Annotated in this window: 24 protein-coding genes; 15 read left to right on the top strand and 9 right to left on the bottom strand. The window is 36.9% G+C overall.

Translation table 11 applies throughout. From position 1 onward, the window contains the following. Positions 1 to 173: 173 nt before the first annotated feature. Positions 174 to 452: a co-chaperone GroES gene (locus ACY650_RS18945; protein ID WP_462250018.1), complete on the top strand. Its 279-nt coding sequence runs from the start codon at positions 174 to 176 to the stop codon at positions 450 to 452. 31 nt (positions 453 to 483) lie between these two features. Beyond that, positions 484 to 2,118 (top strand): chaperonin GroEL, encoded by a 1,635-nt coding sequence (groL, locus tag ACY650_RS18950; RefSeq protein WP_462250020.1) that lies wholly within the window; start codon positions 484 to 486, stop codon positions 2,116 to 2,118. Positions 2,119 to 2,165: 47 nt separating this feature from the next. Here groL and thrC read toward each other — a convergent pair whose 3' ends face one another. From thrC to thrA, 3 genes are read right to left on the bottom strand one after another with little or no spacing between them, the layout of a single operon-like run. Next, positions 2,166 to 3,449: a threonine synthase gene (gene thrC / locus ACY650_RS18955; RefSeq protein ID WP_462250022.1), complete on the bottom strand. Its 1,284-nt coding sequence runs from the start codon at positions 3,447 to 3,449 to the stop codon at positions 2,166 to 2,168. Continuing rightward, positions 3,446 to 4,369, bottom strand: coding sequence for a homoserine kinase (locus ACY650_RS18960; RefSeq protein WP_462250024.1), 924 nt, complete (start codon positions 4,367 to 4,369; stop codon positions 3,446 to 3,448). The genes thrC and ACY650_RS18960 overlap by 4 nt, the downstream gene beginning before the upstream one ends. Before the next feature lie 2 nt (positions 4,370 to 4,371). Beyond that, positions 4,372 to 6,798 carry a bifunctional aspartate kinase/homoserine dehydrogenase I gene (thrA, locus tag ACY650_RS18965; RefSeq protein WP_462250026.1) on the bottom strand — a complete coding sequence of 809 codons (2,427 nt, stop codon included), beginning with the start codon at positions 6,796 to 6,798 and terminating at the stop codon, positions 4,372 to 4,374. 283 nt (positions 6,799 to 7,081) lie between these two features. On the opposite strand from thrA, the gene ACY650_RS18970 reads away from it, so the two are divergent. The 6 genes from ACY650_RS18970 (at position 7,082) to ACY650_RS18995 (ending at position 13,338) form a co-directional block, all read left to right on the top strand. Continuing rightward, the gene (locus tag ACY650_RS18970; protein ID WP_462250028.1) at positions 7,082 to 7,648 is read left to right on the top strand and encodes a hypothetical protein; all 567 of its coding nucleotides are present in this window, start codon (positions 7,082 to 7,084) and stop codon (positions 7,646 to 7,648) included. Between the two features lie 31 nt (positions 7,649 to 7,679). Further along, the gene (locus ACY650_RS18975) at positions 7,680 to 9,167 is read left to right on the top strand and encodes a sodium:solute symporter family protein (RefSeq protein ID WP_462250030.1); all 1,488 of its coding nucleotides are present in this window, start codon (positions 7,680 to 7,682) and stop codon (positions 9,165 to 9,167) included. Positions 9,168 to 9,278: 111 nt separating this feature from the next. Then, on the top strand, positions 9,279 to 10,895 hold the full coding sequence (pckA, locus tag ACY650_RS18980) for a phosphoenolpyruvate carboxykinase (ATP) (protein WP_462250032.1): 1,617 nt from the start codon (positions 9,279 to 9,281) through the stop codon (positions 10,893 to 10,895). A 128-nt stretch (positions 10,896 to 11,023) separates the two neighbouring features. Further along, on the top strand, positions 11,024 to 11,554 hold the full coding sequence (locus tag ACY650_RS18985) for an RNA polymerase sigma factor (protein ID WP_462250034.1): 531 nt from the start codon (positions 11,024 to 11,026) through the stop codon (positions 11,552 to 11,554). After that, the gene (locus ACY650_RS18990; RefSeq protein WP_462250036.1) at positions 11,544 to 12,077 is read left to right on the top strand and encodes a hypothetical protein; all 534 of its coding nucleotides are present in this window, start codon (positions 11,544 to 11,546) and stop codon (positions 12,075 to 12,077) included. Before ACY650_RS18985 ends, ACY650_RS18990 begins: the two co-directional genes overlap by 11 nt. After that, on the top strand, positions 12,043 to 13,338 hold the full coding sequence (locus tag ACY650_RS18995; RefSeq protein WP_462250038.1) for a hypothetical protein: 1,296 nt from the start codon (positions 12,043 to 12,045) through the stop codon (positions 13,336 to 13,338). The genes ACY650_RS18990 and ACY650_RS18995 overlap by 35 nt, the downstream gene beginning before the upstream one ends. On the opposite strand, the gene ACY650_RS19000 is transcribed toward ACY650_RS18995, so the two are convergent. From ACY650_RS19000 to ACY650_RS19020, 5 genes are read right to left on the bottom strand one after another with little or no spacing between them, the layout of a single operon-like run. Beyond that, positions 13,335 to 14,207: an FKBP-type peptidyl-prolyl cis-trans isomerase gene (locus tag ACY650_RS19000; RefSeq protein WP_462250040.1), complete on the bottom strand. Its 873-nt coding sequence runs from the start codon at positions 14,205 to 14,207 to the stop codon at positions 13,335 to 13,337. The two genes, ACY650_RS18995 and ACY650_RS19000, sit on opposite strands and share 4 nt — an antisense overlap. Before the next feature lie 4 nt (positions 14,208 to 14,211). Further along, positions 14,212 to 15,522 (bottom strand): NupC/NupG family nucleoside CNT transporter, encoded by a 1,311-nt coding sequence (locus ACY650_RS19005; RefSeq protein ID WP_462250042.1) that lies wholly within the window; start codon positions 15,520 to 15,522, stop codon positions 14,212 to 14,214. A 2-nt stretch (positions 15,523 to 15,524) separates the two neighbouring features. Next, positions 15,525 to 16,106, bottom strand: coding sequence for a bifunctional nuclease family protein (locus ACY650_RS19010; RefSeq protein ID WP_462250044.1), 582 nt, complete (start codon positions 16,104 to 16,106; stop codon positions 15,525 to 15,527). Beyond that, the gene (locus ACY650_RS19015; RefSeq protein ID WP_462250046.1) at positions 16,106 to 17,056 is read right to left on the bottom strand and encodes an electron transfer flavoprotein subunit alpha/FixB family protein; all 951 of its coding nucleotides are present in this window, start codon (positions 17,054 to 17,056) and stop codon (positions 16,106 to 16,108) included. The genes ACY650_RS19010 and ACY650_RS19015 overlap by 1 nt, the downstream gene beginning before the upstream one ends. A gap of 1 nt (position 17,057) precedes the next feature. Then, positions 17,058 to 17,795: an electron transfer flavoprotein subunit beta/FixA family protein gene (locus ACY650_RS19020; RefSeq protein WP_462250048.1), complete on the bottom strand. Its 738-nt coding sequence runs from the start codon at positions 17,793 to 17,795 to the stop codon at positions 17,058 to 17,060. A 348-nt stretch (positions 17,796 to 18,143) separates the two neighbouring features. Between ACY650_RS19020 and ACY650_RS19025 the strand changes: the two genes are divergently transcribed. The 5 genes from ACY650_RS19025 to ACY650_RS19045 are packed head-to-tail and all read left to right on the top strand — an operon-like array spanning position 18,144 to position 21,955. Continuing rightward, on the top strand, positions 18,144 to 18,947 hold the full coding sequence (locus ACY650_RS19025; RefSeq protein ID WP_462250050.1) for a helix-turn-helix domain-containing protein: 804 nt from the start codon (positions 18,144 to 18,146) through the stop codon (positions 18,945 to 18,947). A gap of 3 nt (positions 18,948 to 18,950) precedes the next feature. Beyond that, on the top strand, positions 18,951 to 20,177 hold the full coding sequence (locus ACY650_RS19030; RefSeq protein WP_462250052.1) for a serine hydrolase domain-containing protein: 1,227 nt from the start codon (positions 18,951 to 18,953) through the stop codon (positions 20,175 to 20,177). Between the two features lie 30 nt (positions 20,178 to 20,207). Beyond that, positions 20,208 to 20,702 carry a hypothetical protein gene (locus ACY650_RS19035; protein WP_462250054.1) on the top strand — a complete coding sequence of 165 codons (495 nt, stop codon included), beginning with the start codon at positions 20,208 to 20,210 and terminating at the stop codon, positions 20,700 to 20,702. Positions 20,703 to 20,714: 12 nt separating this feature from the next. Continuing rightward, the gene (locus ACY650_RS19040) at positions 20,715 to 21,686 is read left to right on the top strand and encodes a YpdA family putative bacillithiol disulfide reductase (protein ID WP_462250056.1); all 972 of its coding nucleotides are present in this window, start codon (positions 20,715 to 20,717) and stop codon (positions 21,684 to 21,686) included. Positions 21,687 to 21,697: 11 nt separating this feature from the next. Next, positions 21,698 to 21,955 carry a SemiSWEET transporter gene (locus ACY650_RS19045; RefSeq protein WP_462250058.1) on the top strand — a complete coding sequence of 86 codons (258 nt, stop codon included), beginning with the start codon at positions 21,698 to 21,700 and terminating at the stop codon, positions 21,953 to 21,955. On the opposite strand, the gene ACY650_RS19050 is transcribed toward ACY650_RS19045, so the two are convergent. Continuing rightward, complete coding sequence (locus ACY650_RS19050; protein ID WP_462250060.1) at positions 21,945 to 22,526, bottom strand: hypothetical protein; 582 nt, start codon at positions 22,524 to 22,526, stop codon at positions 21,945 to 21,947. The genes ACY650_RS19045 and ACY650_RS19050 overlap by 11 nt on opposite strands. Positions 22,527 to 22,626: 100 nt before the next feature. Here ACY650_RS19050 and ACY650_RS19055 point away from each other — a divergent pair, with 100 nt between their 5' ends. Both ACY650_RS19055 and ACY650_RS19060 read left to right on the top strand, forming a co-directional pair. Next, positions 22,627 to 22,950 carry a tetratricopeptide repeat protein gene (locus tag ACY650_RS19055; protein WP_462250062.1) on the top strand — a complete coding sequence of 108 codons (324 nt, stop codon included), beginning with the start codon at positions 22,627 to 22,629 and terminating at the stop codon, positions 22,948 to 22,950. 9 nt (positions 22,951 to 22,959) lie between these two features. Further along, positions 22,960 to 23,547, top strand: a complete 588-nt coding sequence (locus ACY650_RS19060; RefSeq protein ID WP_462250064.1) for a YdeI/OmpD-associated family protein — start codon at positions 22,960 to 22,962, stop codon at positions 23,545 to 23,547. The last annotated feature ends 11 nt before the right edge of the window (positions 23,548 to 23,558 follow it).

Below are 23,558 nucleotides of genomic sequence, written 5' to 3' on the forward strand. Positions count from 1 at the left end.
GAGCAAATGTCAGTTTGTCAAAATCCAATAAACGTATTTAGAGGAATATTGACATTATGTCTGCAAAAATGTCATAGGTATCTATCAATAACCTGACATTGAGGTATTGGCACACTAAATGTTAAGAAGAAATGCAAAAAAGAAATTCCAATAAACTTAAACGTTTAAATAACATGTCTAAAGTAAATTTCAAACCTCTTGCTGACAGAGTTCTAGTAGAACCTGCTGCGGCTGAAGAAAAAACAGCATCAGGTATTATCATTCCTGATACTGCTAAGGAAAAACCACAGAAAGGACAAATTGTCGCTATCGGTACGGGTAAGAAAGATGAACCAATCAATGTAAAAGTTGGAGATCAAGTATTGTATGGTAAGTACTCTGGTACTGAAGTTACCATCGATGGCAAAGAGTTCTTGATCATGAAAGAATCTGATATTTACGGAATAGTATAATTAATCAACAAACTGAAAAAATTAAAAAGTAATGGCAAAAGATATATTCTTTAATACCGACGCTAGAGACAGCATCAAGAAAGGTGTAGATGTGCTAGCTGATGCGGTAAAAGTTACACTTGGACCAAAAGGAAGAAACGTAATCCTTGATAAGAAATTCGGAGCCCCTAACGTAACAAAAGATGGAGTTTCTGTAGCAAAAGAGATTGAGCTTAAGGAGCCTATCGAAAATATGGGAGCTCAGCTAGTTAAAGAAGTTGCATCTAAGACTGCAGATGACGCTGGAGATGGTACTACTACTGCAACAGTTCTCACTCAAGCAATTTTCGGACATGGCATTAAGAATGTTGCTGCTGGTGCTAACCCAATGGACCTTAAGAGAGGAATTGACAAGGCAGTTTCTGCAATTGTCGAAAACTTACAGAAGCAGTCTAAAAACATCAAGACTAATGACGAAATAGCTCAAGTAGCATCAGTTTCTGCAAATAATGATCCTGAAATCGGAAAGATGATCGCAGATGCGATGGAAAAAGTTGGAAAAGATGGTGTGATCACTGTTGAAGAAGCTAAAGGAACTGAAACTGAAGTGAAAACTGTAGAAGGTATGCAGTTTGATAGAGGTTATCTTTCTCCATACTTTGTAACCAATACTGACAAGATGGAAGCTGAGTTAGAAAGCCCTTACATCTTGATCTATGACAAGAAGGTTTCTAACATGAAAGAATTGCTTCCAATACTTGAAGCAACTGCTCAGACTGGTAAACCATTATTGATTATCGCAGAAGATGTAGAAGGTGAAGCTCTTGCTACACTTGTGGTAAACAAGATTAGAGGATCTCTGAAAATAGCAGCAGTTAAAGCTCCTGGTTTTGGAGACAGAAGAAAGGCTATGCTTGAAGATATTGCTATTCTTACTGGCGGAACTGTAATCTCTGAAGAAAGAGGATATAAGCTAGAAAATGCAACTATCGATTACTTAGGAACAGCTGAGAAAATCAACATTGACAAAGACAACACTACGATTGTTAATGGTGCTGGTAAAAAGGCGGATATCACTGCAAGAGTAAATCAAATCAAGCAACAAATTGAAAATACTACTTCTGATTACGATAAAGAGAAGCTTCAAGAGCGTCTAGCTAAGCTTTCTGGTGGTGTTGCTATTCTATACATTGGAGCAGCCACTGAAGTAGAAATGAAGGAGAAGAAAGATCGAGTTGATGATGCACTTCATGCAACTAGAGCGGCTGTGCAAGAAGGAATCGTTGCAGGTGGAGGCGTTGCTCTTATCAGAGCTATGAAAGCATTGGATGGATTGACATTGGATAATGAAGACCAAAATACGGGTGTTGCTATCATCAAGTCAGCAATTCAAGCTCCTCTAAGAACGATCGTTGAAAACGCTGGTGGAGAAGCATCTGTTGTCGTGAACGAAGTTGCTGCTGGTAAAGCTGATTACGGATTCAATGCAGCAAATGGTGAATATGTAAACATGTTCAAAGCTGGTATCATAGATCCTACTAAAGTAACAAGACTGGCACTTGAGAATGCATCTTCAATTGCTTCTCTTCTATTGACTACAGAATGTGTAGTTGCTGAAGAGCCAGAAAAAGAAGGAGCAGCACCAATGCCTCCAATGCCAGGTGGTGGCATGGGAGGAATGATGTAATTCTTTCTATAACAAAATCTAAAGGCTGTTCATTGAACAGCCTTTTTTTATTGCGTTAGAAATTCCTTAAAATCGTTATAATCATTATTCATAGCAATTGACTCCTTGGCTCTATCAAATAATGGTTTTGTTTCATCTGGTAAAGCAAGCTCTTCATTGATTGCATCATTGACAACATCCAAGAATTTGCAATAATGAGCTGTTCCTAAAAATACACCGCTCTCCCCTTCCATTAATCCATTTTTTAATCCCTCATATGCAATAGCACTGTGAGGATCAAGAATATAGTCTTTATGGGATTTACATTGAGACATGACCAATCTTGTTTCAGAATCATTCAAGACAAAACCGCTCGTGTCATTAAGAATTGCTGCATGAGAGTTGTCGTACAATGATTGCAACCTTGCAAAATTGCTAGGTTTACTCACATCCATAGCATTAGATATTGTTTGGATCGTTTTCCGTGGATCAAAAAGACCATTTTCAAGATATCTCGGAACAACATCATTAACATTAGTCGCAGCTATGAATCGATGAATTGGCAGTCCCATGGATTTAGCTAACATTCCAGAAGTTATGTTTCCGAAATTTCCACTAGGAACACTAAAAACTAAGTTTTCATTTACTCCATCTTCAATAAAAGGAACATAATAGTAGATAGATTGAGGTAACCATCTGGCAATATTTATAGAATTAGCTGAAGAAAGGTTTAAACCTTTTAAATCATTGTCTAGAAATGCTTCTTTCACAATAGATTGACAGTCATCAAAATCCCCATCAATTTCAATGGCTTGAATATTTCCTCCTAAGGTTGTCATTTGCCTTTCTTGCAATGCTGTCACTTTCCCCTTTGGATATAGAATAACAACTTCAATACCAGGCTGATTGTAAAATCCGGAGGCCACTGCCCCACCTGTATCTCCAGAAGTAGCAACCAAGATTGTACTTGATCTATCATCAAACTCTTTAAAATGTGACAATGTGCGAGCCAGGAAACGTGCGCCTACATCTTTGAATGCCATGGTGGGGCCATGAAATAACTCTAAGCAATCAATCCTATCTCCAACATTCTTAAGAGGTATGTCAAAGACAAAAGTCTCAGAACAAATACGCTCTAGTTTATCTCTAGGAATATCCTCAACACAAAATGGCAGCAAAACCTGAACAGCTATTTCATGCAACTTCATTCCTGAAATGGAATCTAAAAATTCATCTTTTAGCTTAGGAATGAGTGACGGAAAATACAATCCATTGTCATCAGGAAGTCCCTTGATTACAGCATCACGAAAATCTGCTGAGTGACGATAATTGTTGGTACTTAAAAACTTCATGATATCACTTTACAACCAGTATGGTCAATTTTAGTCTTATAAATCTTTAAATCGAAATCACATTCTTCGTAAATCGCTAGGATCTTATTTTCCGCTTTCGTCAGCATTGATTTATTTTTAAAGAAGGCAAACATACTAGGCCCCGATCCTGAAATATTAAACCCAACCGCCCCATTTTCATTCACTATTTCTTTGACTTGATCGTACTTAGGAATCGCATTTTTTCTAATTGGTTCAGCGATATAATCAGAAATTGACTTTCTTAGCAACTCTAGATCTGCAGTATTAAAAGCATGTACAAGTCCGGCAACATTTGCCCATTGATTTCTGGCCAATTCAATTGAAACTTCCTTCGGTAGCAACTTCTTGGATTCCGATGTTTTAACCTCTACATCTGGGAATATAAGAAGAACACTTAAGTCTAAATCATCATTAATTCTGAATAGATCCAATGGTTCATAGCTTCTGATAACCTGTAATCCGCCTAACAGGGAAGGAGCTACATTATCAGCATGGTAACACTTGGAAGCAAATGCTTCACCTTCCATTGCGTACTGTAATAAGTCAGATTTACTGAAGGGTCGATCCATTAATTCGTTAACTGCAAAAACAGCACCTGCGGCACTACTCGCACTTGAACCTAATCCACTGCCAGGCTTAATCGATTTATGTATAGATACGTCAAAACCTTGTGTTGAATTAAGCGCATCTAGCAAGGCTTGAATAGCAATAGTTGCAACGTTTTGTAATGGATCTGTAGATAAGTTTGCTCCAATAATTTCTTTAATGACTACTTTCTCATCATTTCTCTTTGAAACTGTGATTTCCTCCCCAATAGAATCCAAGGAAAATCCCATTGTGTCATAGCCACAACCAATATTCGCTACACTAGCGGGTGCAAAAACCGTTACTTCTTCCATATTTAATTATCAGATTGAGCTATTCTTAGAACATCAGCAAAAATTCCAGAAGCAGTAACCTCCGCTCCTGCCCCAGCACCTTTAATTACAAGTGGTTGATCATTGTATCTATCAGTATAAAACAATACTACATTATCCTTGCCTTCCAGGTTGTAGAATGGATGTGAGCTATCAACTTCTTGCAAGGCAACCTTTCCTACTCCATCTTGATACGAAGCTACCACCTTAAGTCTAGACTTATTTTTAATAGATGCATGATATAATGACTTAAAATATGCTTCTTCTTTTTCCACTTTGCTATAGAAGTCATCTAAATCGCTACTGGTAAGGCAAGAAGCAGGAAGAAAGGAATTTATTTTAATTGCATCCATTTCCATTTTATAAGTACTCTCCCTTATTAGAATCAAGAGTTTTCTCATAACATCCTCACCGGAAATATCAAGTCTTGGATCAGGTTCGGTATATCCAAGCTCCTTCGCTTTTTTTATCACGTTGCTAAATGAAACCGATCCATCATATTCATTAAACAAGAAATTCAATGTCCCAGAAAGTACCGCTTCAAGTTTATGAACCCTATCGCCACTTCGTATTAAATCACTTAATGTAGAAAGTACAGGAAGTCCTGCGCAAACATTGGTTTCAATCAAAAACTTACTTCTATACTTTCTGCTTACTTCTTTAAGCTCGAGATAATTATCATAAGATTTTGTAGCAGCTATTTTGTTAGGAGTTACCACTGAGATACTCTTCCTGAGTATATCAGTATACAGATTGGATATATCTTCAGAGGCGGTGATATCAATGAAAATAGCGTTTCTGAAATTTAGATTATCCATCTTCTCTAGGAAGCCTTCCTTTGAAAACATTTCCCCTTCAGCAATATGATTTTCCCATTTAGAAAGTGGGATACCATCTTTTTGAAATGCCATTTTTCTTGAATTTGCAATACCTATGATCTTAACATTCAAATGATGATGCTCCTTCAAATATTTAAACTGCCCTTTTAATTGATCTAGAAAGGCCTTACCTACATTTCCGGTGCCGATTATAAACAAATTCAACCGTATCATTTCTGAAAGAAAGAAACTTTCATGAAGCACATTTAATGCTTTATTCAGATCATCTTTTGGAATGATGGCGGATATATTTCTTTCCGAAGATCCCTGCGAGATTGCTTTAATACTGATACCATTTTTACCGAGAACATTAAACATGGTTCCGCTAATACCAATCTGATCTTTCATTTGTGTACCAATCAAGGCAAGCAGTGAATATCCTTTTTCTAATAATTCAGGTCTTATCACAGTACCATCCTCACTGCTGCTAAACTCAGCTTTTAAACTATTCAACGCATCTTCTGCATCTTTCGATTTAAAGCCCATTGTAACTGTATATTCTGCATTGCTATGGGTCATAAATACAATCTCAATATGGTTATCAGCAAGAGACTTGAAAAGCCTCGGAAAAAAATTCCTTTTATCACGAGAATCGTTACCGCGAATGGAAATGATTGAAATATCATCAATGCTTGAAATCCCCTTGATAAGGCCTCCATTACTATTTCCACTTGCAATTAGCGTTCCTTCCTCATCAGGCTTAAATGTATTTTTTACCTTAACAGATATATCAGCACTGAATACTGGAGCAATACTCTGAGCGTAAATTACTTTAGCTCCAAAGTGAGATAACTCCAATGCCTCTTCATAGGAGACAGTATTTAAAGTTCTCGATCGCTTCACTCGCCTTGGGTCCGCTGTCATTATACCATCTACATCTGTCCATATTTCCAATAGATCAGCTGTTAGTCCGCTTGCTAAGATCGATGCAGTATAGTCGGAACCACCTCTTCCTAAAGTAGTAAACTCATTATCAATTGTTCCAGAAATAAATCCGGGAAATACGTTGATAGCTTTAAAATCTTTGGATATCGCTCGAATATTTTTAGCTGTTAAATCAGATAGTACATTCGCCTCTCCGAATGACGCGTCTGTTTTTATAATGGATCTAGAATCAAACCATTTGGCTCTTGAATTATCTGAATCAAAGAAAGCAGCTATAATCAAAGAAGACAGAAGTTCACCAACACCTAGTATATAATCTAAACTCCTACTCGTTAGCTCTTTTAATAAGTATACACCTTCAAGGATTCTTAAAAGTTTGCCGAATACTTCATCCAACTCAACAATAACTTTTCCACATAAGTTGTTACTCAATTCTTCGTGTCGCTTTCTAATACTTTCATAAGTATTTAAATAATGACTGCTTCCTTCCTTTGCCTCTAAAGCAAGTTTGTGCAACTCATTGGTAGTATCGCCAATTGCTGAAACCACCACTGTTACTGGAAAACCATTGCTATTAACAATCTTTCTAACCTGTCTTATGGACCCTTCACTTCCAAGTGAAGTACCTCCAAATTTTAAAACTTTCATATTAACGCATAAAAAAACGCCATTCCCTTTTTAGAAGAATGGCGTTTCAGTTATCTGAAATAAGCAGCAACTACCATTCTTTCCAGTGGGTTGTCCCAGTGGTTGAATTGATAATGGTTGTTGTGCTTGTTAAATTCATTTGAATATAAAAGTAAGTGTATCGATCAAAAATCAAAATTGTTTAGTAGAAAACATTATTAAAATGGATTAAAAATTAACAAACCTGCATATCTCATAAGGTAATCATTTATTGCGAGATGTTAGTATTATATATTTTAGTCTAATGAAAAGTAAAACTGCTTGGCAAATCTTATTTGAATTTCTCTCCATAGTTTTTGCAGTGCTCCTAGCTCTTGGCTTGAATTCTGCTAAACAAAACATGGACTTTAAAAACGAAGCTCAATTTCTTACTCAAAAAATTATTGAAGAGTGTAAAAGAAATAAACTGGAGCTCGATTCCGTATATCATCTAAACAATGAATATAAGATCTACTTAGATTCACTTCAATCCTTAGATAAAATCGATGGAAATTTCACAATAAGTATTGCTAGTGAATTACTTACCAAGAGTGCATGGGATTTCACAAAAGTCTCAAGATCATTTTCATATTTGGATGAAAACTTCCTTAATGATGTAGCTGAATTATATGAAAAGCAAGATTATTATATGCTGATATCAAATCAGATGTTTCAAAATATGGGCGAGATGCTAATAAGTGATCCTAAGCCAGAAAAGACTGTCAATATATCAGCCTACTATTTACTTAATCTAAATTTCACTGCAGAGGACTTGCAGAAGACCTACTCACAATTCTTAGATAAATATCAATCTTCAGAGTCGATTGATTAGTTATCTTGCAGCGTTTAAAATAATAAGCAACATGACCTACCTAATAGTTACAATTGGCTACATACTAATATTAGCCTGCATAATCATTTATAAGAGCAGATCTGTCAAAAGTGAAGAAGATTTTGTGGTTGCTGGAAGAAATGTACCTGTATATCTATTAGTGGGCACATTAGTAACTACTTGGATAGGCTCAGGAAGTTTATTCGGAACAGCCGGGTTGACTTTTCAAGTAGGGTTTTCTGAATTATGGTTCTCATTAGGTGCATGGATAGGAATACTTGCCGTTTACTTCATTGCAGCGAGAGTAAGACGAATCTCGCAGTATACGCTTACAGATATTCTTGAAAAACGATACTCTCCAGCTGCAAGATTACTAGGAACAATAACAATCATTGTCGCATATTTAATCATTGCTGGATATCAATTTAAAGGTGGTGGTAGATTTCTTTCTATCCTCACAGAAGGATCTATATCAGTGGAGCAAGGAACATTAATAACTTTCCTTATCATTATTGCTTTCACGGCATTAGCTGGAATGGTATCAATTGTTTCTATTGATATTTTTAATGGAATCATTATGATCCTCGCTATAATCCTAGCTGTGCCATTTGCAATTAGTGGTTTTGGCGGATGGGGCAATGTTGTTGACACCATTAACGAGGTAAGCCCGGATCACCTATCTATTTTTGAAGGTCACGAACCTATGTGGTATATCGGTATAATGTTACCTACACTTATACTTCTTTTAAGTGAAAGCAGTGTCTATCAAAAGTTCTCATCAGCCAAGGACGCAAAGTCTGCTAAAAAAGCTGTAATGGGTATGTTTATTGGTGTTGTCGGAATTGAATTTTTAATGTGCTTGCTAGCAGTTGTTGGCTTTGCCATCTATGCGCATGATCCAAGGTTTTTTCTTGCAGACGGTTCCGTAAATGCACCTATGTCTGAAGAAATAATACTTAGAATAGGTTTTGAGCAACTACCTGCGTTTGTTGGATCTTTACTTTTTGCTGGAGGTGCAGCAATTATTTTATCTACAGGCAATACATTTTTAATGGTCACATCTACTAATGTATCTAGAGATATCATTGAAAAGTACTTTGTGAAAAATGCTTCGAATAAATTGAAGCTTGTTATTCAAAGAACTGCAATTGTAATTCTTGGCTTTATCGCATACCTGATAATGACACAATTCGAAGAGATATTAGCGATGGCCTTCATATCGTATACAATGATTGGAGCTGCACTGGCTCCGCCCCTCTTAGCTACGTTCTTCTGGAAACGTGTTACTAAACAAGGTGGAATTGCATCTATTCTTGCTGGCATGCTTTCGGTAATAATTATTGAAGTATTGAACAGGACAGAAACGGTACTTGATTTAGGAATTATTGCATTCCCTTATGATTCAAAAATGGTTGCTATTCCAGCATTGATAGCATCGATAGTTGCTTTGGTTACAGTTAGTCTTTTAACGAAGCCAACACCGAAAGAAATAGTCGATCCTTTTTTTGAGAAAGACTGAGTTAAAGTAACTTCGCGCAAACGTTTGAAATAGCTTTAGTTTTACGATCCTTATAGTTTCTGGATCGTAAAACTTTAGTCTTCAACATTAATTGTAACCCCACAAATAAAAATGCAAGAATTCGGCGTAAAATCCAGCAAAAGTGATCTTTCAGATTTAGGTATAAAGGTAAAAGAAGCTCACTGGAACCTAAGTCAATCAGAACTCATTGAAGAGACACTCAAAAGTGGTGAAGGAGTACTTACTTCTACAGGTGCTTTAATGTGTGATACTGGAAAATTCACAGGTAGGTCTCCAAAAGACAGATTCGTAGTAAAAGATGCTAAAACTGAAGAATCTGTTTGGTGGGGTAACATCAACATTCCGTTTACTGAAGAAAACTTTGATAAGCTTTATCAGAAAATGGTGAAATTTATTGAAGACAAAAAGGTATACGTTAGAGAAGCTTATGCGGGAGCAGATAAAACTCATCGCCTAAGGGTAAGAGTCATTAATACTATGGCATGGCACAACCTGTTTGCATACAACATGTTCTTAAGACCGGAACAATACAAGGTAGAAGAGTTTGACCCTAATTTCACAATCCTTTGTGTTCCGGAATTCAAAGCCGATCCTGAAGTTGATGGAACACGTCAGTCAAACTTCGCAATAATAAATTTCACCAAAAGGATGATTCTTATTGGCGGTACAGCTTATTCAGGAGAAATGAAAAAAGGAATTTTTTCTGTCCTTAACTATATGCTACCGCATGAAGAAAATGTACTTAGCATGCACTGCTCTGCTAACATGGGTATAGAGGATAAAGACACTGCAATTTTCTTCGGATTATCAGGTACTGGCAAGACCACCCTATCTGCAGACCCTAACAGACTACTCATAGGAGATGATGAGCATGGATGGACTGAACAAAACGTGTTCAATTTCGAAGGTGGATGTTACGCAAAAGTGATTGATTTAACGGAAGAAAAGGAACCGGACATCTATAATGCAATTCAATATGGTGCAATCTTAGAGAATACAAGATTTAAAGATGGGTCAAGAGAAGTTGATTACGAAAATTCTTCTGTAACAGAAAATACTCGAGCATCCTACCCTCTTCATCACATTAGAAATGCAATGGATCCTTCGATTGGAGGAATACCTAAAAATATATTTTTCCTTACTTGTGACGCATTCGGGGTTATTCCTCCAATTCAGCGATTGAGTAAAGGACAAGCTATGTACCATTTCATTTCCGGTTATACATCAAAAGTAGCTGGAACAGAAGCTGGTGTTACTGAACCAGAACCAGTATTTTCTGCATGCTTTGGCGCACCTTTCCTTCCTCTTCATCCGACTAAGTATGCTGAAATGCTTGGGGAGAAAATGGATAAATATGATGTAAACGTTTGGTTGATTAACACTGGATGGACCGGTGGACCTTACGGTGTTGGCAATAGAATCAGTCTTAAATACACAAGAGCCATGATTACTGCTGCATTGAATGGCAAACTGGATAACGTGGGTTACAGAACTCATTCAATTTTTGGTGCAGAGATCCCTACTACATGTCCTGACGTTCCTAGTGAAATTTTAAGTCCTAGAGAAACCTGGAAAAATGATACAGCATTCTATGAAAAAGCAAATGATCTAGCATCAAGGTTTGTAGAGAATTTTAAAAAGTTTGAAGACTTCGCAAATGATGACATCATGGGTGGAGCTCCGAAACAAAATACGAGCTACAAGTAATTGCAAGCCCGAAAAAGGTAAAAGCCCTGATCTAACGGTCAGGGCTTTTTTTGTTAAAAAAAATCTACCTTCATACAACCTTTATAAAATCCCCCCATCCTACCCATAGAAACGCTAACAACTAACCTGTGACAGAGACTCAAATTGTTTGGATAAATCAGCTCAAGAAAGGCAATGAGTTAGCGGCATTCAATCTGTATAACAGCTATTCGAAAGCTATGTATAATACATTAATAAGAATGACAAATGATACTGAAATGGCTAAAGACCTTCTTCAAGAAGCATTTATAAAGGCATTTAAAAAAATTGAATACCTGGATGATCCCAAAGCTTTTGGAGGATGGTTAAAAAGAATAGTATTAAATACAGGTTTAGAGCACATTAGAAAAAAGAAATACTTCTTCGAAGACATTGAGGAACAAAATGAGTTGGAAAACGAAGAGGTTGATGAATCAATGATTGATAGCAAAGTACTGCATGAAGCAATCAAATCACTTCCAGATGGCTGCAGAACAGTACTTTGTCTACATCTACTTGAAGGATTTAAACATAAAGAAATAGCAATTCAAATGGGTATTTCTGAATCTACTTCAAAGACCCAATTTCGTCATGCTAAAAGACTTTTAAAGACCAAACTTCAGCATCATTATGAATATTGAAGAATTAATAAAAAGTAAGAAGAATCAATTGGATGTAGAAGACCCTCCTGCAGAGCTATGGGGGGAAATCAAGAATGATTGGAAACCAGAAAGAAGATTTTCATGGTGGAAGGCGGCTGCTGCTGTTTTCCTGGCAATTTCGATTGGCCTTCTAATTCAAAACCTTTCTCTACAAGATCAAATGAATCAAATGGCATCGCTCGGAGATATTTCTGATGAATATAGAACGATTGAAAGATCATACATAACACAGATTAATGACTTAGAATCACAAATTGAAATTGATCAAGCAAGAAATGAAGAAGACTTCAAATGGATCTTCGAGGAGATGGAGACTTTAGATGAGGTTAATAGCCTCTACCGACAAGACATTGGAAAAATTGATGATGAATTATTGGTAGGCATATTAATCGATCACTATGAAAAGAAAATAAAGCTTTTGAAAAGATTAGATCTAGAAATAAAAAGGACACAAAAATTCAAAACTGATGAAGAAACTAATACTCGCAGCATTAATTTATAGTATTGTATTTCCAATTTTCGCCATAAATGAAGGTGAAACAAGAACGGCAAATGTTAGTATAGAAATAGCCTCAAGTGACAACATAAATATTCAGGCTAAGAATACTGAACTGGTCTTAGAGACATGGGACAAGAATGAAATTTTGATCGAAGCTTCGGTTCGCTTTGATGGAAAAATGACTGACAAAATGCAGAAATTCCTTGACGATTTTGAGCAACAGGTAAAAGACGGTGTTTCAACAGGTGCTGGTGAAGTAAAGATTGATACAGACTTGGACATTCCGAATCGAGTTCAAATTGGAGGAAAGCATGTCGGAATTAACATATCGTACGGTGATGATAAATTGAAAATCCTATACAAGGTAAAGGCGCCGGGCACTAATGATTATGTTATTTCGAACTCATATGAAGATGTTAAAATAATAGGTCGTATGGATAATGTTGATTTCACTCAATATTCGGGGAAGCTTGAAGCTGAAGATATTGGAATTGCTAAACTGAGTCTAAAGTACGGTTCAGCTAAAATTAAGAGTATCGAGCAAGCTGAATTGGAGATTTACGAACAAAAAATGAACATCTCTTACTTGGGGAACCTCGATTTAAATGCAAAATATTCAGATCTCGGATTTGAAGAGGTTAAAATGATGGAAGCGATTTCTTATGAATCAGATTTTGAAATCGGCTCAGGTCTTCAAATTAAAGGCAATTTCAAATACGGAGAAATTGACATTGCAAATAAGATGAATCAAGCTGAGTTCACATTTTATGAAATGAAAATGGATGCCAACGAAATCGGTATGATTAAATTGGTAAATAGTAAATATAGCAAGTTTGAATTTGAAAAAGTAGATAATCTAGAGTTTGAGCAATCTTATGAGGATGAAACTAACATTGGAACTTTAGGGACGTTTTCCAGCAAAAATTCTAAGTATGGTAATCACTCAATTGACAGACTCGAGAAAAAGCTTATACTATTAGCTTATGAAGATGAAATCGAAATTGATGAATTGGGAGATCAGGTAGAATCTATCACGCTAGATGGAAAATATCTTGACGCATTTTTCCGTGTTTCCAATAAAGCATTCGTGTTATCAACGAGTATCAAATATGGGAAAGCGGATTATGATGAATCTGACGTTGAGGTGAGAAGGTATATTAAAGAGAATGATCGATTAGAACTCGAAGTGCACTCAAAAGTACAGTCGGACAACCCAACACACATATCCGTTAAAGGCTATGAGGTTGATGTCAGAATTGATTAATCAAAGCCACTCAAAGCTATCTCAAATACAAGTGGAGTGTTTGGTAGAATATTAGCGTTAGCACTACCTGCTGTACCATAGCAATAAACAGAAGGTGAGTAAAACTTAATAGTTCCTCCAACTTTGGTTTCTAACATCATTATCTGCCAACACTCTATTAGATTCTTTAGACTGAAAGAAAGAGCAACATCGCTCCTATCAAAAACTTGTCCGTTTAATAATGCACCTTCAAATGTCACCGTTATAAAATTATCTAGTTCAGGAAACTCACCGTCACCTTCTTCTATCACAACAAACCTTATCCCTGATGAGTGAACCTGGAAGTCTATATCACTTTCATTTAGAAACTCATCTATTAAAGCAATATCAACATCAAACTGTTCTTCCTCTGAATCAATAACATTCAACAATTCAACTTCAAAAATGATATTCTCATTCGCTGGTATTGTATTATTACCTCTTTCGCCATAAGCATAGCCAGAAGGAGTATACATTATTATGGAGCCTCCCTCCTGTATTTCTGGGAGAACAAGTCTCCATGCTTCAACAACCAATGCATTTAAATCCACAGTGAATCCAATTGTATCTGAAAGCAGAACACTACCACTCAGAGATGACGCAGTAAACTTAACTGCAACTCTATCTCCGGCAGCAGGACTATCTCCCTCACCTTGCTCATTAACAACATATCTTATCCCAGACTGATGAATCTCTGCATCAATTCCATTATTATCTAAAAAGTTTCTTATAATCTGAATATCACTGTTAAGCTGATCATTAAATGAAACAGGCTCAGGAATATCACTGGTCAGACATCCTGAGAGAACCAAAGTGAAAGAAATCGAAGCGATTAAAAATATTTTTTTCATAATGTCATCCAAATAAAGCCCCCGCAATTGTTGCTGTCATCATAGTTGCTAAAGTAGCGGCCACTAAAGCTCTTAAACCAAGTTTTGATAAATCCGCTTGTCTATTAGGAGCCATTCCACCTATGCCACCAATCTGAATGGCTATAGAACTAAAATTAGCAAAACCGCATAACGCGTATGTTGAGATAATTATTGCTTTTTCTGATAGTAATCCATTTGCTTTCATATCCGCAAGTGATAAATAAGCTACAAACTCATTAATGACAGTTTTTTGTCCTAATAAACTACCTACTTTAACAGTTTCAGTCCAGTCTACCCCCATTATAAAAGCAAAGACTCTAAAAATTTGTCCAAGTATATATTGCAATGAGAATCCATCAAAGGCACCATCAGTAGAACGTACGACAAATTCATTTAGCCCAGTTAGCTCACCGATTCCATCTACCAATATCCAGTTGATAGCAAAAATCACGGCAATAAAAGCCAGTAGCATTCCTGCAATATTAAGCGCTAGTTTTACTCCATCAGATGCACCGCTTGCAAGTGCATCAACAAGATTCACACCTATATTTTCCTTATTTACTTTGAGGCTTCCGTCTATTTTATCAGGCTCTGTTTCAGGTAAAAATATCTTTGCCATTACGATAGCTGCTGGAGCATTCATAATTGAAGCACTGAGCAAGTAGGTAGCAAAGATTTGCTGTTGCTCAGGGTCTCCTCCACCAAGAAAAGAGACGTAAGCTCCTAAAACACTTCCAGCAATAGTTGCCATTCCTCCGGTCATTAGACAATTCAATTCAGAATTTGTCATTTTACCAATAAAAGGCCTTACTAACAAAGGAGCCTCAGTTTGACCTAAAAATATATTCCCAGCGGCAGAAAGGCTCTCCGCACCAGACAGCCTCATTGTTTTGGCCATGAGCCATGCAAATCCGTAAACTATTTTTTGAAGTAGGCCTAGATAATAAAGACCTGCGGTCACAGCAGAAAAGAAAATAACAGTAGGTAGCGCTTGAAATACAAAGAGGAATCCTAAACTATGCTTTGCATCAACCGCATCACTATTTTTCGCTAAATCACCATAAAGAAACTCAGCACCTTTAAGTCCGAAGTTGAGGAACTTAACAAATCCAGCACTCACCCAAGTAAACAGCTGATTAATAAAATCAACATTAGCAATCATTAAACCAATGACAACCTGAATAGCAATCCCTATCCCTACAAGTCTGAAATCTATTTGTTTCTTATTGCCAGAAAGTGCCCACGCTATCCCTACTAACCCAATTAAACCGGCTATTCCTCTTAGGTAATCCATAATTAGTTACGCTTATTAAGCACATCCCTTATTCGGGCGGCCTTCTCATAATCTTCCTGATCAAGTGCTTCTGTCAGTAGTTTTTCTAATTCAGTGGAAGAAAGATCTTCTATGCTCGTCTTCTCCATTTTAGGAGTATCCGTCTGAGCAATTTCTTCCTCAAACTCATCTGTTAGTACAATCCCAGCTTCGGTAAGAATGTTTTCATTAGTGTAGAAGTCGACATTAAAACGCAGGCCTATAGCAATGGCATCTGAAGGTCTTGAATCGATTTCAAATACTTTGCCATTGTGCTCACAGATGATTCGAGCGAAGAAAACGCCTTCTTTTAAGTCAGATATATAGACTTCTTTTATGTCGATATCGAAATTGTGAGAGAATGCCTTAAATAGATCATGAGTCATAGGTCTATTCGGGACAATTTTCTCAATCTCTATTGCGATCGCTTGTGCCTCGAACATACCAATGATGATAGGAAGTCTTCTATTTCCTCCTGCTTCACCCAAGACCAGCGCAAAAGAGCCTGATTGGGACTGACTTGAAGACAGCCCCAATATCTCTAACTTTATTTTATCATTGGCCATTAACCTTGTGCCTTCTTGATTGCTTCTGTAAGTTTTGGAACCACATCAAATGCATCCCCAACAACACCATAGTCAGCAGCCTTAAAGAAAGGCGCTTCTGGATCTTTGTTTACTACTAAGATATATTTAGAAGAGTTAACTCCTGCTAAGTGTTGAATAGCTCCTGAAATTCCGATTGCGATGTATAGAGATGGACTCACTTTAATTCCAGTTTGTCCTACGTGCTCGTGATGAGGCCTCCAATCCATATCAGAAACAGGTTTACTACATCCTGTAGCTGCACCTAAAGTCTTCGCAAGATCTTCAATCATTCCCCAGTTTTCAGGACCTTTAAGACCTCGACCTCCTGAAACTACCAGATCAGCTTCCGGCAAAAGGATATCGCCTTCAGCCTTTTCAACCTTAGTAGTTTTCACAGTAAAATCCGAATCATTCAACGAAGGAGCAAATGCTACTACCTCTGCACTTCCACCATCTTCTTTAACCGCTATAGCGTTCTTTTTTATTATGATGATTTTCTTATCGCCTTCTAAATCTGTGTTTGCGAATGCCTTACCAGTGTAAATGCTTTTCTTAACAGCATATCCAGATGATGTATTTGGAAGATCAGCAACGTTAGCCGCTAATGCTGCATCTACTTTAATCGAAACTCTTGCTGATACAGGATCGCCTAAAGAGCTTTTGGCTAGAACCAATAGATCAGAACCTTCTTGATTCATTGCTTCCGCAATCGCTGAAGCGTAGGCCATAATATTTGGAGTAGCTAATTTTTCGTCCGTAACGTGAAGTACTTTGCTAGCTCCAGCTTTTCCAATCTCATCAATATCAGATACTTGTCCGAAAACTATTGCTGTTACATCACCTGCTGCAGCGTTCGCATAGCTGACAGCTTCTAACGATGATTTCTTTACTTTTCCTTCGTCTGTTTCTACAAATGCTAATGCTGCCATCTTAAATAACTTTTGCTTCGTTTTTCAATAAATTAACTAGTTCATCCATGTTATCTGGATCAATCAACTTCACATCTCCTTTTGCTGGTGGCAATTCAAATTGACTCACTTTAGTCTTAGGTGCATCACCTGTTGGATCTTTTACCTCAAGGGGCTTTGTTCTAGCACTCATAATACCTCGCATATTTGGTATTTTCCATTCTGCGATTGGCTCTTGGCATCCAGCAACGAAAGGCAACGGCAGTTCCATGTACTCTTTACCTCCTTCAATTTCTCTTGAGATTTTAGCTGTACTTCCTTCAATATCTAATGTCATCACTGGAGAGACAGATGGCATACCTAGTAATTCACCTACCATCCCGTGAACTTGTCCTCCATTAAAATCAATGGATTCACGTCCCATTAAAATCAAATCGTATCCTCCATCTTTTGCCACTGCTGCTATTTGCTTAGCCACAAAAAGTCCATCTTCAGGAAACGCATTAATTCTAATTGCATCATCGGCACCAATTGCCAAAGCTTTTCTAATAGTAGGTTCTGTCTCTGCTTCTCCCACATTTAAAACTGTAATACTTCCTCCAGACTGCTCTTTTAACTCTACGGCTCTAGCAAGCGCATAATCATCGTATGGCCCAATAATAAACTGAACACCATTTTTATCAAACTTCGTATCACCATCAGTGAATGCGATGCGTGAAGTGGTATCAGGTACATGCGTTATACAAACTAATATCTTCATTTAACTATCGATTGTTTTTATAGGAAACAAGTGAGAAGCAAAACGGTTCAGCTTCTCATTTTTTCAAACCTCGAAGTTAGTAATATTGACGAATTTGGGAAGCTAAAAATTCTCCTTTATTGAAAATATTAATGAGCTTACTAATTCAGAATATTTATAGTAATTATAAGATTTCTACAATTATGTACAGAATGCAATATGATTACCATTTTTAGAAAATAGCTTGCACTGAGTGTTAAAACGCAGCTCCTTCAATATGACGGGTAAATGACGGGTATATTGCTTTACATTTTATTGTTGAGCAGATAGAATTGCACGTACAATTGCTCCAAAAAAAACATGGAAGACATGAGACAACCCGAATTAGGAAAACGACTTACTGAGCTTCGACAACAAAAAAGCCTAACCCAAGAGGAGCTTGTAGAAGCATGCAATGTAAGTGTCCGAACCATACAACGTATTGAGTCAGGAGAGGTAACTCCACGTACATCAACAATTAAAATATTGCTAGCTGCACTAGATGCCGATTTTGATAGCTTTAAAAGAGCACTAGAACCCAACAAGTCCACAGACAACCTAAGATCTATAGAGACTTGGTTACAAGTAGCTTGGATTTCGGGCATCGCATACTTTGTACTTGGATTCATTGATGGCATATTAGAGTATGACCGATTTGAAAATTCATATGTTGTAGAATCGACAATCTTCTACACCACAGCGAAAGTCCTTTACTTCATCTCCTACTCACTATTTCTTCTTGGTTTTGCTAAGTTGGGAAGTTACTTCTCTAACTATTTGATTAAGATTACTTCATACACATTAATTGGATTATTCACGATTTGGACCTTTCTAGACATATTCACAATATTTTACGAAATGAGTGATACCAATTTAATGTCAGTAGGCGCTGGCGAAGCCATATGCTACGGCGCATTATCTATCGTCTTTGGCATAGGGCTAATGAGACTTCAGGATGGAATGGGCCAATTAGCCAAGATCGCTGGAATATTTGAAATAATAGCTGGATTCTTCTTTGTAGTTGTAATCTTATTTCTTCTTGGATTTCTGATGCTTGTTCCTGCTACCATCATTGAAATCATCCTACTCTATAAAGGATATGAATTCATCAAATCTGAACGCTTAAAAGTCTAAATCATGAAAAAAATCATTTTATTACTTGGGCTTTTAAGCCTAGGGTGGCTAATCTATGCCCTTTTCGAACCGATCTTCAATAATTTTTCCGGATGGGAACAAATACCGGACGAAGTCTATCTTCAAAAATTTGAAGGAACTCAAGATGAAATTTATCTAGCTGAAATCGAGCAATCGAAAAGTTTAATTGACAGTATCCAAAAATCTTCTCAATCGCCATCAATTTCAATTGCTGCCATGATTAACGGTAAAATGGTATGGACATATGCCGTAGGATTTCAAGATATAGCCAATAGGATTAAAGCGGATACAAGTACTCAGTATCGAATAGGTAGTACGTCTAAAGCACTCTCTTCGATTGGACTTGGACTTCTTTTTCAGAATGGAAAACTCAATCCGGATTCATCCATTCAATATTACACTAACAGGTTTAAGGATAAACCGAAAATCTCTATAAGGCAATTAGCCTCTCACCAATCAGGGATTAGGAATTATAGCTCTTGTTTATGTTTTCCAATTTGGGAGTACTATCGAAACAAACACTTCAATTCTATTGAGGAAAGCCTGAATGAATTCGAATCAGACGAACTCCTATTTGAGCCTGGTGAAAACTTTGCTTACAGTTCTTTCAATTTCACAGCTTTAAGCTATGCAATGGATATTGTCAATCCTGAAGGGTATTTAGGATTTATGCAGCAAAAAGTATGTGATGCAATAAAGCTGAATAACACACGGCCCGATGACACGAATAAAACATTAGAGTCAAGATCTATTCCATACGAGATATATGATAACTACTTCAAGAGAACTATTGACGTTGATCTTAGTCATAAATGGGCCAGCGGAGGATTTTTATCCACACCCTCAGACTTGGTAAAAGTGGGGAATGTATTGGTAAGCGGTAATCTTTTAAATGAAAAAACGATTAAAACTATAACTACTCCGCAGCAATTAAATAATGGTAAAATCAATGAACAGAATTACGCAATGGGATGGAGACATGATTATTCTAATAACTATCTAGATGGTGAGATAGAGGTTGAAGTAATCCACCATGGTGGAATGGCAGTTGGAGGTACAACCTTACTGCTTGTATTTCCAGAATATCAGCTAGTCATTGCTTTGTCTACTAACAAAGGTGATCAACAAGGTAACTTCAAATTATTCGATTATGTCGTACCAATAGCAGAGTTATTTATCACAAAACTTAGGATCAGTAACTCGATGTAATAAATTTGCGGAAGTTCAACTTCTCAAATCATGCATCAATCAAGACAAATCAAGTTCACGCTGATTCTATTTCTGACTACCCTGATAATAAGTTCTTGTGGTGATGATGACTCTGGCCCATCTTTCTCTTTCAAGGATCAAAATCTTCAAGGAACGATTGATGGTAAACCATTTGAGTTTGGTGATGGGACTGTGGACACGCTTCAAATTCAAGGTGAAAATCTATACTTCAATTTATTTGATAGTGGAGAGCCAATTGAAAATGTCTGTAACATTTTTGGATTTGGAGAAGAAGTGAACCTATTCTTTTATGTGCCTGTTGCGGTTGGTGTGTACGAACTAGGACCACAAACCCGAACAATAACATTATTTGATCCAGCCCAGACATTGAATATTATTGTATCGAGTGGGGCTGTTGAAATACTTTCAATATCAGAAGATGAAGTCACTGGAAGAATAGACGCACGTTTTGATGGAAATAGTTCAGTAAACGGAAATTTTTCAGCTGTTTATTGTACAAATTGATCCAATAATCCAATGATTTTAGACAAAGTGGATGTATTAATAGTAGGTGCCGGGCCCATCGGATTAGCATGTGGTATAGAAGCTGAGAAAGCTGGTCTATCTTATGTGATAGTAGATAAGGGATGCTTGGTAAACTCACTATATAATTATCCTAAAAACATGACTTTCTTCTCTACTTCTGACCGTTTGGAAATTGGAGAAGTTCCTTTCATTTCGCATAACCCAAAGCCTACTCGTTCAGAAGCTCTAGAGTATTATAGAAGGGTTGCCTCATCTTGGCAATTAAAGACCCGCTTATATGAGCAGATTGAAGAAGTTACGAAAACTAATGCCGGATTTGAACTAAGTTCGAACAAGCAAAAATACCTTGCTAGTAATTTGATAATAGCCACAGGTTTTTATGACCTCCCCTACTTACTAGATGTGCCAGGTGAGAAACTGCCAAAAGTAAAGCACTATTATGACGAACCCCATCCATATTATGATATGAATGTAGTAGTTGTTGGTGCCGCCAACTCTTCGGTTGATGTTGCATTGGAGGTTTATAGAAAGGGCGCTAAAAGTGTCACAATGATTGTACGAGAGGAGGAAATCAATCCAAGAGTTAAATATTGGGTAAGGCCTGATATTGACAATAGAATTAAGGAAGGTTCTATCAAAGCGTATTTCAACAGTAACATTACGCGAATAGATGCTCATTCTGTTGAGGCCACTACTCCAGAAGGGAAAATCAAAATAGAAAACGATTTTGTACTTGCTATGACTGGCTATCAACCTGACTTTTCTTTCCTTGAAAGTATTGGAATTGAGATTGGTAAAGACGAATTCATGACACCAGTGTACAACAAGGCTACAATGCAAACAAATGTTCCTGGGGCATACTTAGCGGGAGTAATTTGCGGCGGACTAAAAACAAATGCATGGTTTATTGAAAACTCAAGAGAACACGCAGACCTTATAATCAATCATATCAATAGTAAATAAGACCTGAAGCATTGGAAGAATTAATAGGTTATATAGCAGCTTTCCTTACTACAGTATCTTTCGCTCCTCAGGCCTTAAAAACGATAAAAACTAAGAGCACTGAAGGGATCTCCTTAGTGATGTATATCCTGTTTACTTCAGGTATTGTTTGCTGGCTTATTTATGGAATATTCCTTGACGAATTACCGATTATCCTGGCCAATTCAATAACTCTTATTTTGAGTATAATAATATTAACCTACAAGGTTAAACACGTTGTTAATTCTTGACTTTCCCTCTCAGTACGCTTATGTTTTGATTGAATGGATTCCCATTGGTTCTCCTAAACGAGATGATTTGTCCAACATGATTAATAGCATCAGCTATTGGACCATTAAGTAAGTTCCAAAAAGGATACTCTACTGTAGAAGAAAAAGTCATATTATAGTTTTGAAAGTTAAGGGCAGTCGACTTTTTTAATATTTCACTCGCATTCTTAATGTTTTCTAATGTCATTTCTCTTTTTTCTTCAAAAGAAATGCTTGTTAAATCTACTTGCTCATATGGCTGTTGATTTACAGCATCTACCAAAATTTTAGAAAGAGCGAAAATATGATCTATTGTCTCTTCAATACTTCTAGAACCTTCTGCCGGTCGGAACTTAAGATCTTCTTCCCTTAATCCTTCTGAAGCCCAGTAATACCTGAATCCTAATCCATCTACAATCCTGGCTGCGACAGTTCCCTCATTGTAAAATTCTGGCACCTCAGGAATTTCATAATAATAGTCATCTGGATTTCCTTGACTAAAGGCATAATCAAATGAAATAATATACAAACAGAAGTAGAGTAGTTTTTTCATTTATCAAACATACACAAGTACAAGATCAATTAGCAAAATGAATGCAATTGATCAAAAATGAATAAGCCATTTAGCGTCGCGTATTCATTAATTTCGCTTAATGAATTTGGAGCGAATACAATTACTTAAGACTTTCATTCAGGACGAACCATTAAATCCTTTCAACAAGTATGCATTGGCAATGGAGTACTACGAGGAAGCACCTGATGATGCACTTGAATTGTTGAGGGATCTCCGAAAAGCTCATCCAGAATACTTGCCCCTTTACTTTAAACTCGCACACCTTCTATGGGAAGAAGAACTTTGGGATGAAGCAAATGATGTATTCAGCGAAGGAATAAAACTCGCAGAGGAACAAAGTGATAGAAAAGCGTTAAGCGAGCTTAAGTCTGCATACCAAAATTTCGAATTCGATAAAGACTAAATTTATGTCATGAAAATGGCTAAATCTCCAGAGGAGTATCTTTCATGGTATCCAGAGTATAATGATCTACTCAGAAAGCTAAGGTCTGTTCTCAACAAAACTGAACTTATTGAAAAAATGAAATGGGGCATTCCTACATATTGTTTGAAAAACAAAAATGTAATTGGAATTGGCGCCTTCAAAACTTATGCAGGCATCTGGTTTTTCAATGGCGTCTTTTTAAAAGATGAGCACCAAGTACTGATAAATGCGCAAGAAGGTAAAACGAAAGGAATGCGTCAATGGAGATTTGAGTCAACAGAAGAGGTTGATGAAAAGTTACTTCTTGCGTACATCAATGAGGCTATTCAAAATCAAAAAGAAGGAAAGGAGATTAAGTCGGAGAAAAAACCACTTTTGATACCTGATGAGCTAAAAGAAGCCTTGGCGTCGGACAGTAAATTATCTGAGACATTCGATGGGCTCTCCCTTTCCTGCAAGCGGGAATATGCTGAATATATTATGGAGGCAAAACGTGCTGTGACAAAGACCAAAAGGCTCGAAAAAATTATTCCTATGATCCTAGAGAAAGTAGGACTGAATGATAAATACAGATAAACTTTTCTTAC

Origin of the sequence: Ekhidna sp. (assembly GCF_963691765.1) — a bacterium.
Lineage (GTDB): Bacteria > Bacteroidota > Bacteroidia > Cytophagales > Cyclobacteriaceae > Ekhidna.

Coding starts and splice junctions, on each gene's coding strand:
- ACY650_RS18960 (WP_462250024.1), bottom strand. CDS start 4,369: ATGGAAGAAGTAACGGTTTTTGCACCCGCTAGTGTAGCGAATATTGGT.
- ACY650_RS19025 (WP_462250050.1), top strand. CDS start 18,144: ATGAGACAACCCGAATTAGGAAAACGACTTACTGAGCTTCGACAACAA.
- ACY650_RS19055 (WP_462250062.1), top strand. CDS start 22,627: ATGAATTTGGAGCGAATACAATTACTTAAGACTTTCATTCAGGACGAA.
- ACY650_RS18975 (WP_462250030.1), top strand. CDS start 7,680: ATGACCTACCTAATAGTTACAATTGGCTACATACTAATATTAGCCTGC.
- ACY650_RS19010 (WP_462250044.1), bottom strand. CDS start 16,106: ATGGCCAATGATAAAATAAAGTTAGAGATATTGGGGCTGTCTTCAAGT.
- ACY650_RS19060 (WP_462250064.1), top strand. CDS start 22,960: ATGAAAATGGCTAAATCTCCAGAGGAGTATCTTTCATGGTATCCAGAG.
- ACY650_RS18970 (WP_462250028.1), top strand. CDS start 7,082: ATGAAAAGTAAAACTGCTTGGCAAATCTTATTTGAATTTCTCTCCATA.
- thrC (WP_462250022.1), bottom strand. CDS start 3,449: ATGAAGTTTTTAAGTACCAACAATTATCGTCACTCAGCAGATTTTCGT.
- ACY650_RS19035 (WP_462250054.1), top strand. CDS start 20,208: ATGCATCAATCAAGACAAATCAAGTTCACGCTGATTCTATTTCTGACT.
- ACY650_RS19050 (WP_462250060.1), bottom strand. CDS start 22,526: ATGAAAAAACTACTCTACTTCTGTTTGTATATTATTTCATTTGATTAT.
- ACY650_RS18995 (WP_462250038.1), top strand. CDS start 12,043: ATGAAGAAACTAATACTCGCAGCATTAATTTATAGTATTGTATTTCCA.
- ACY650_RS18945 (WP_462250018.1), top strand. CDS start 174: ATGTCTAAAGTAAATTTCAAACCTCTTGCTGACAGAGTTCTAGTAGAA.
- groL (WP_462250020.1), top strand. CDS start 484: ATGGCAAAAGATATATTCTTTAATACCGACGCTAGAGACAGCATCAAG.
- ACY650_RS19000 (WP_462250040.1), bottom strand. CDS start 14,207: ATGAAAAAAATATTTTTAATCGCTTCGATTTCTTTCACTTTGGTTCTC.
- pckA (WP_462250032.1), top strand. CDS start 9,279: ATGCAAGAATTCGGCGTAAAATCCAGCAAAAGTGATCTTTCAGATTTA.
- thrA (WP_462250026.1), bottom strand. CDS start 6,798: ATGAAAGTTTTAAAATTTGGAGGTACTTCACTTGGAAGTGAAGGGTCC.
- ACY650_RS18990 (WP_462250036.1), top strand. CDS start 11,544: ATGAATATTGAAGAATTAATAAAAAGTAAGAAGAATCAATTGGATGTA.
- ACY650_RS19040 (WP_462250056.1), top strand. CDS start 20,715: ATGATTTTAGACAAAGTGGATGTATTAATAGTAGGTGCCGGGCCCATC.
- ACY650_RS19015 (WP_462250046.1), bottom strand. CDS start 17,056: ATGGCAGCATTAGCATTTGTAGAAACAGACGAAGGAAAAGTAAAGAAA.
- ACY650_RS19020 (WP_462250048.1), bottom strand. CDS start 17,795: ATGAAGATATTAGTTTGTATAACGCATGTACCTGATACCACTTCACGC.
- ACY650_RS19005 (WP_462250042.1), bottom strand. CDS start 15,522: ATGGATTACCTAAGAGGAATAGCCGGTTTAATTGGGTTAGTAGGGATA.
- ACY650_RS19030 (WP_462250052.1), top strand. CDS start 18,951: ATGAAAAAAATCATTTTATTACTTGGGCTTTTAAGCCTAGGGTGGCTA.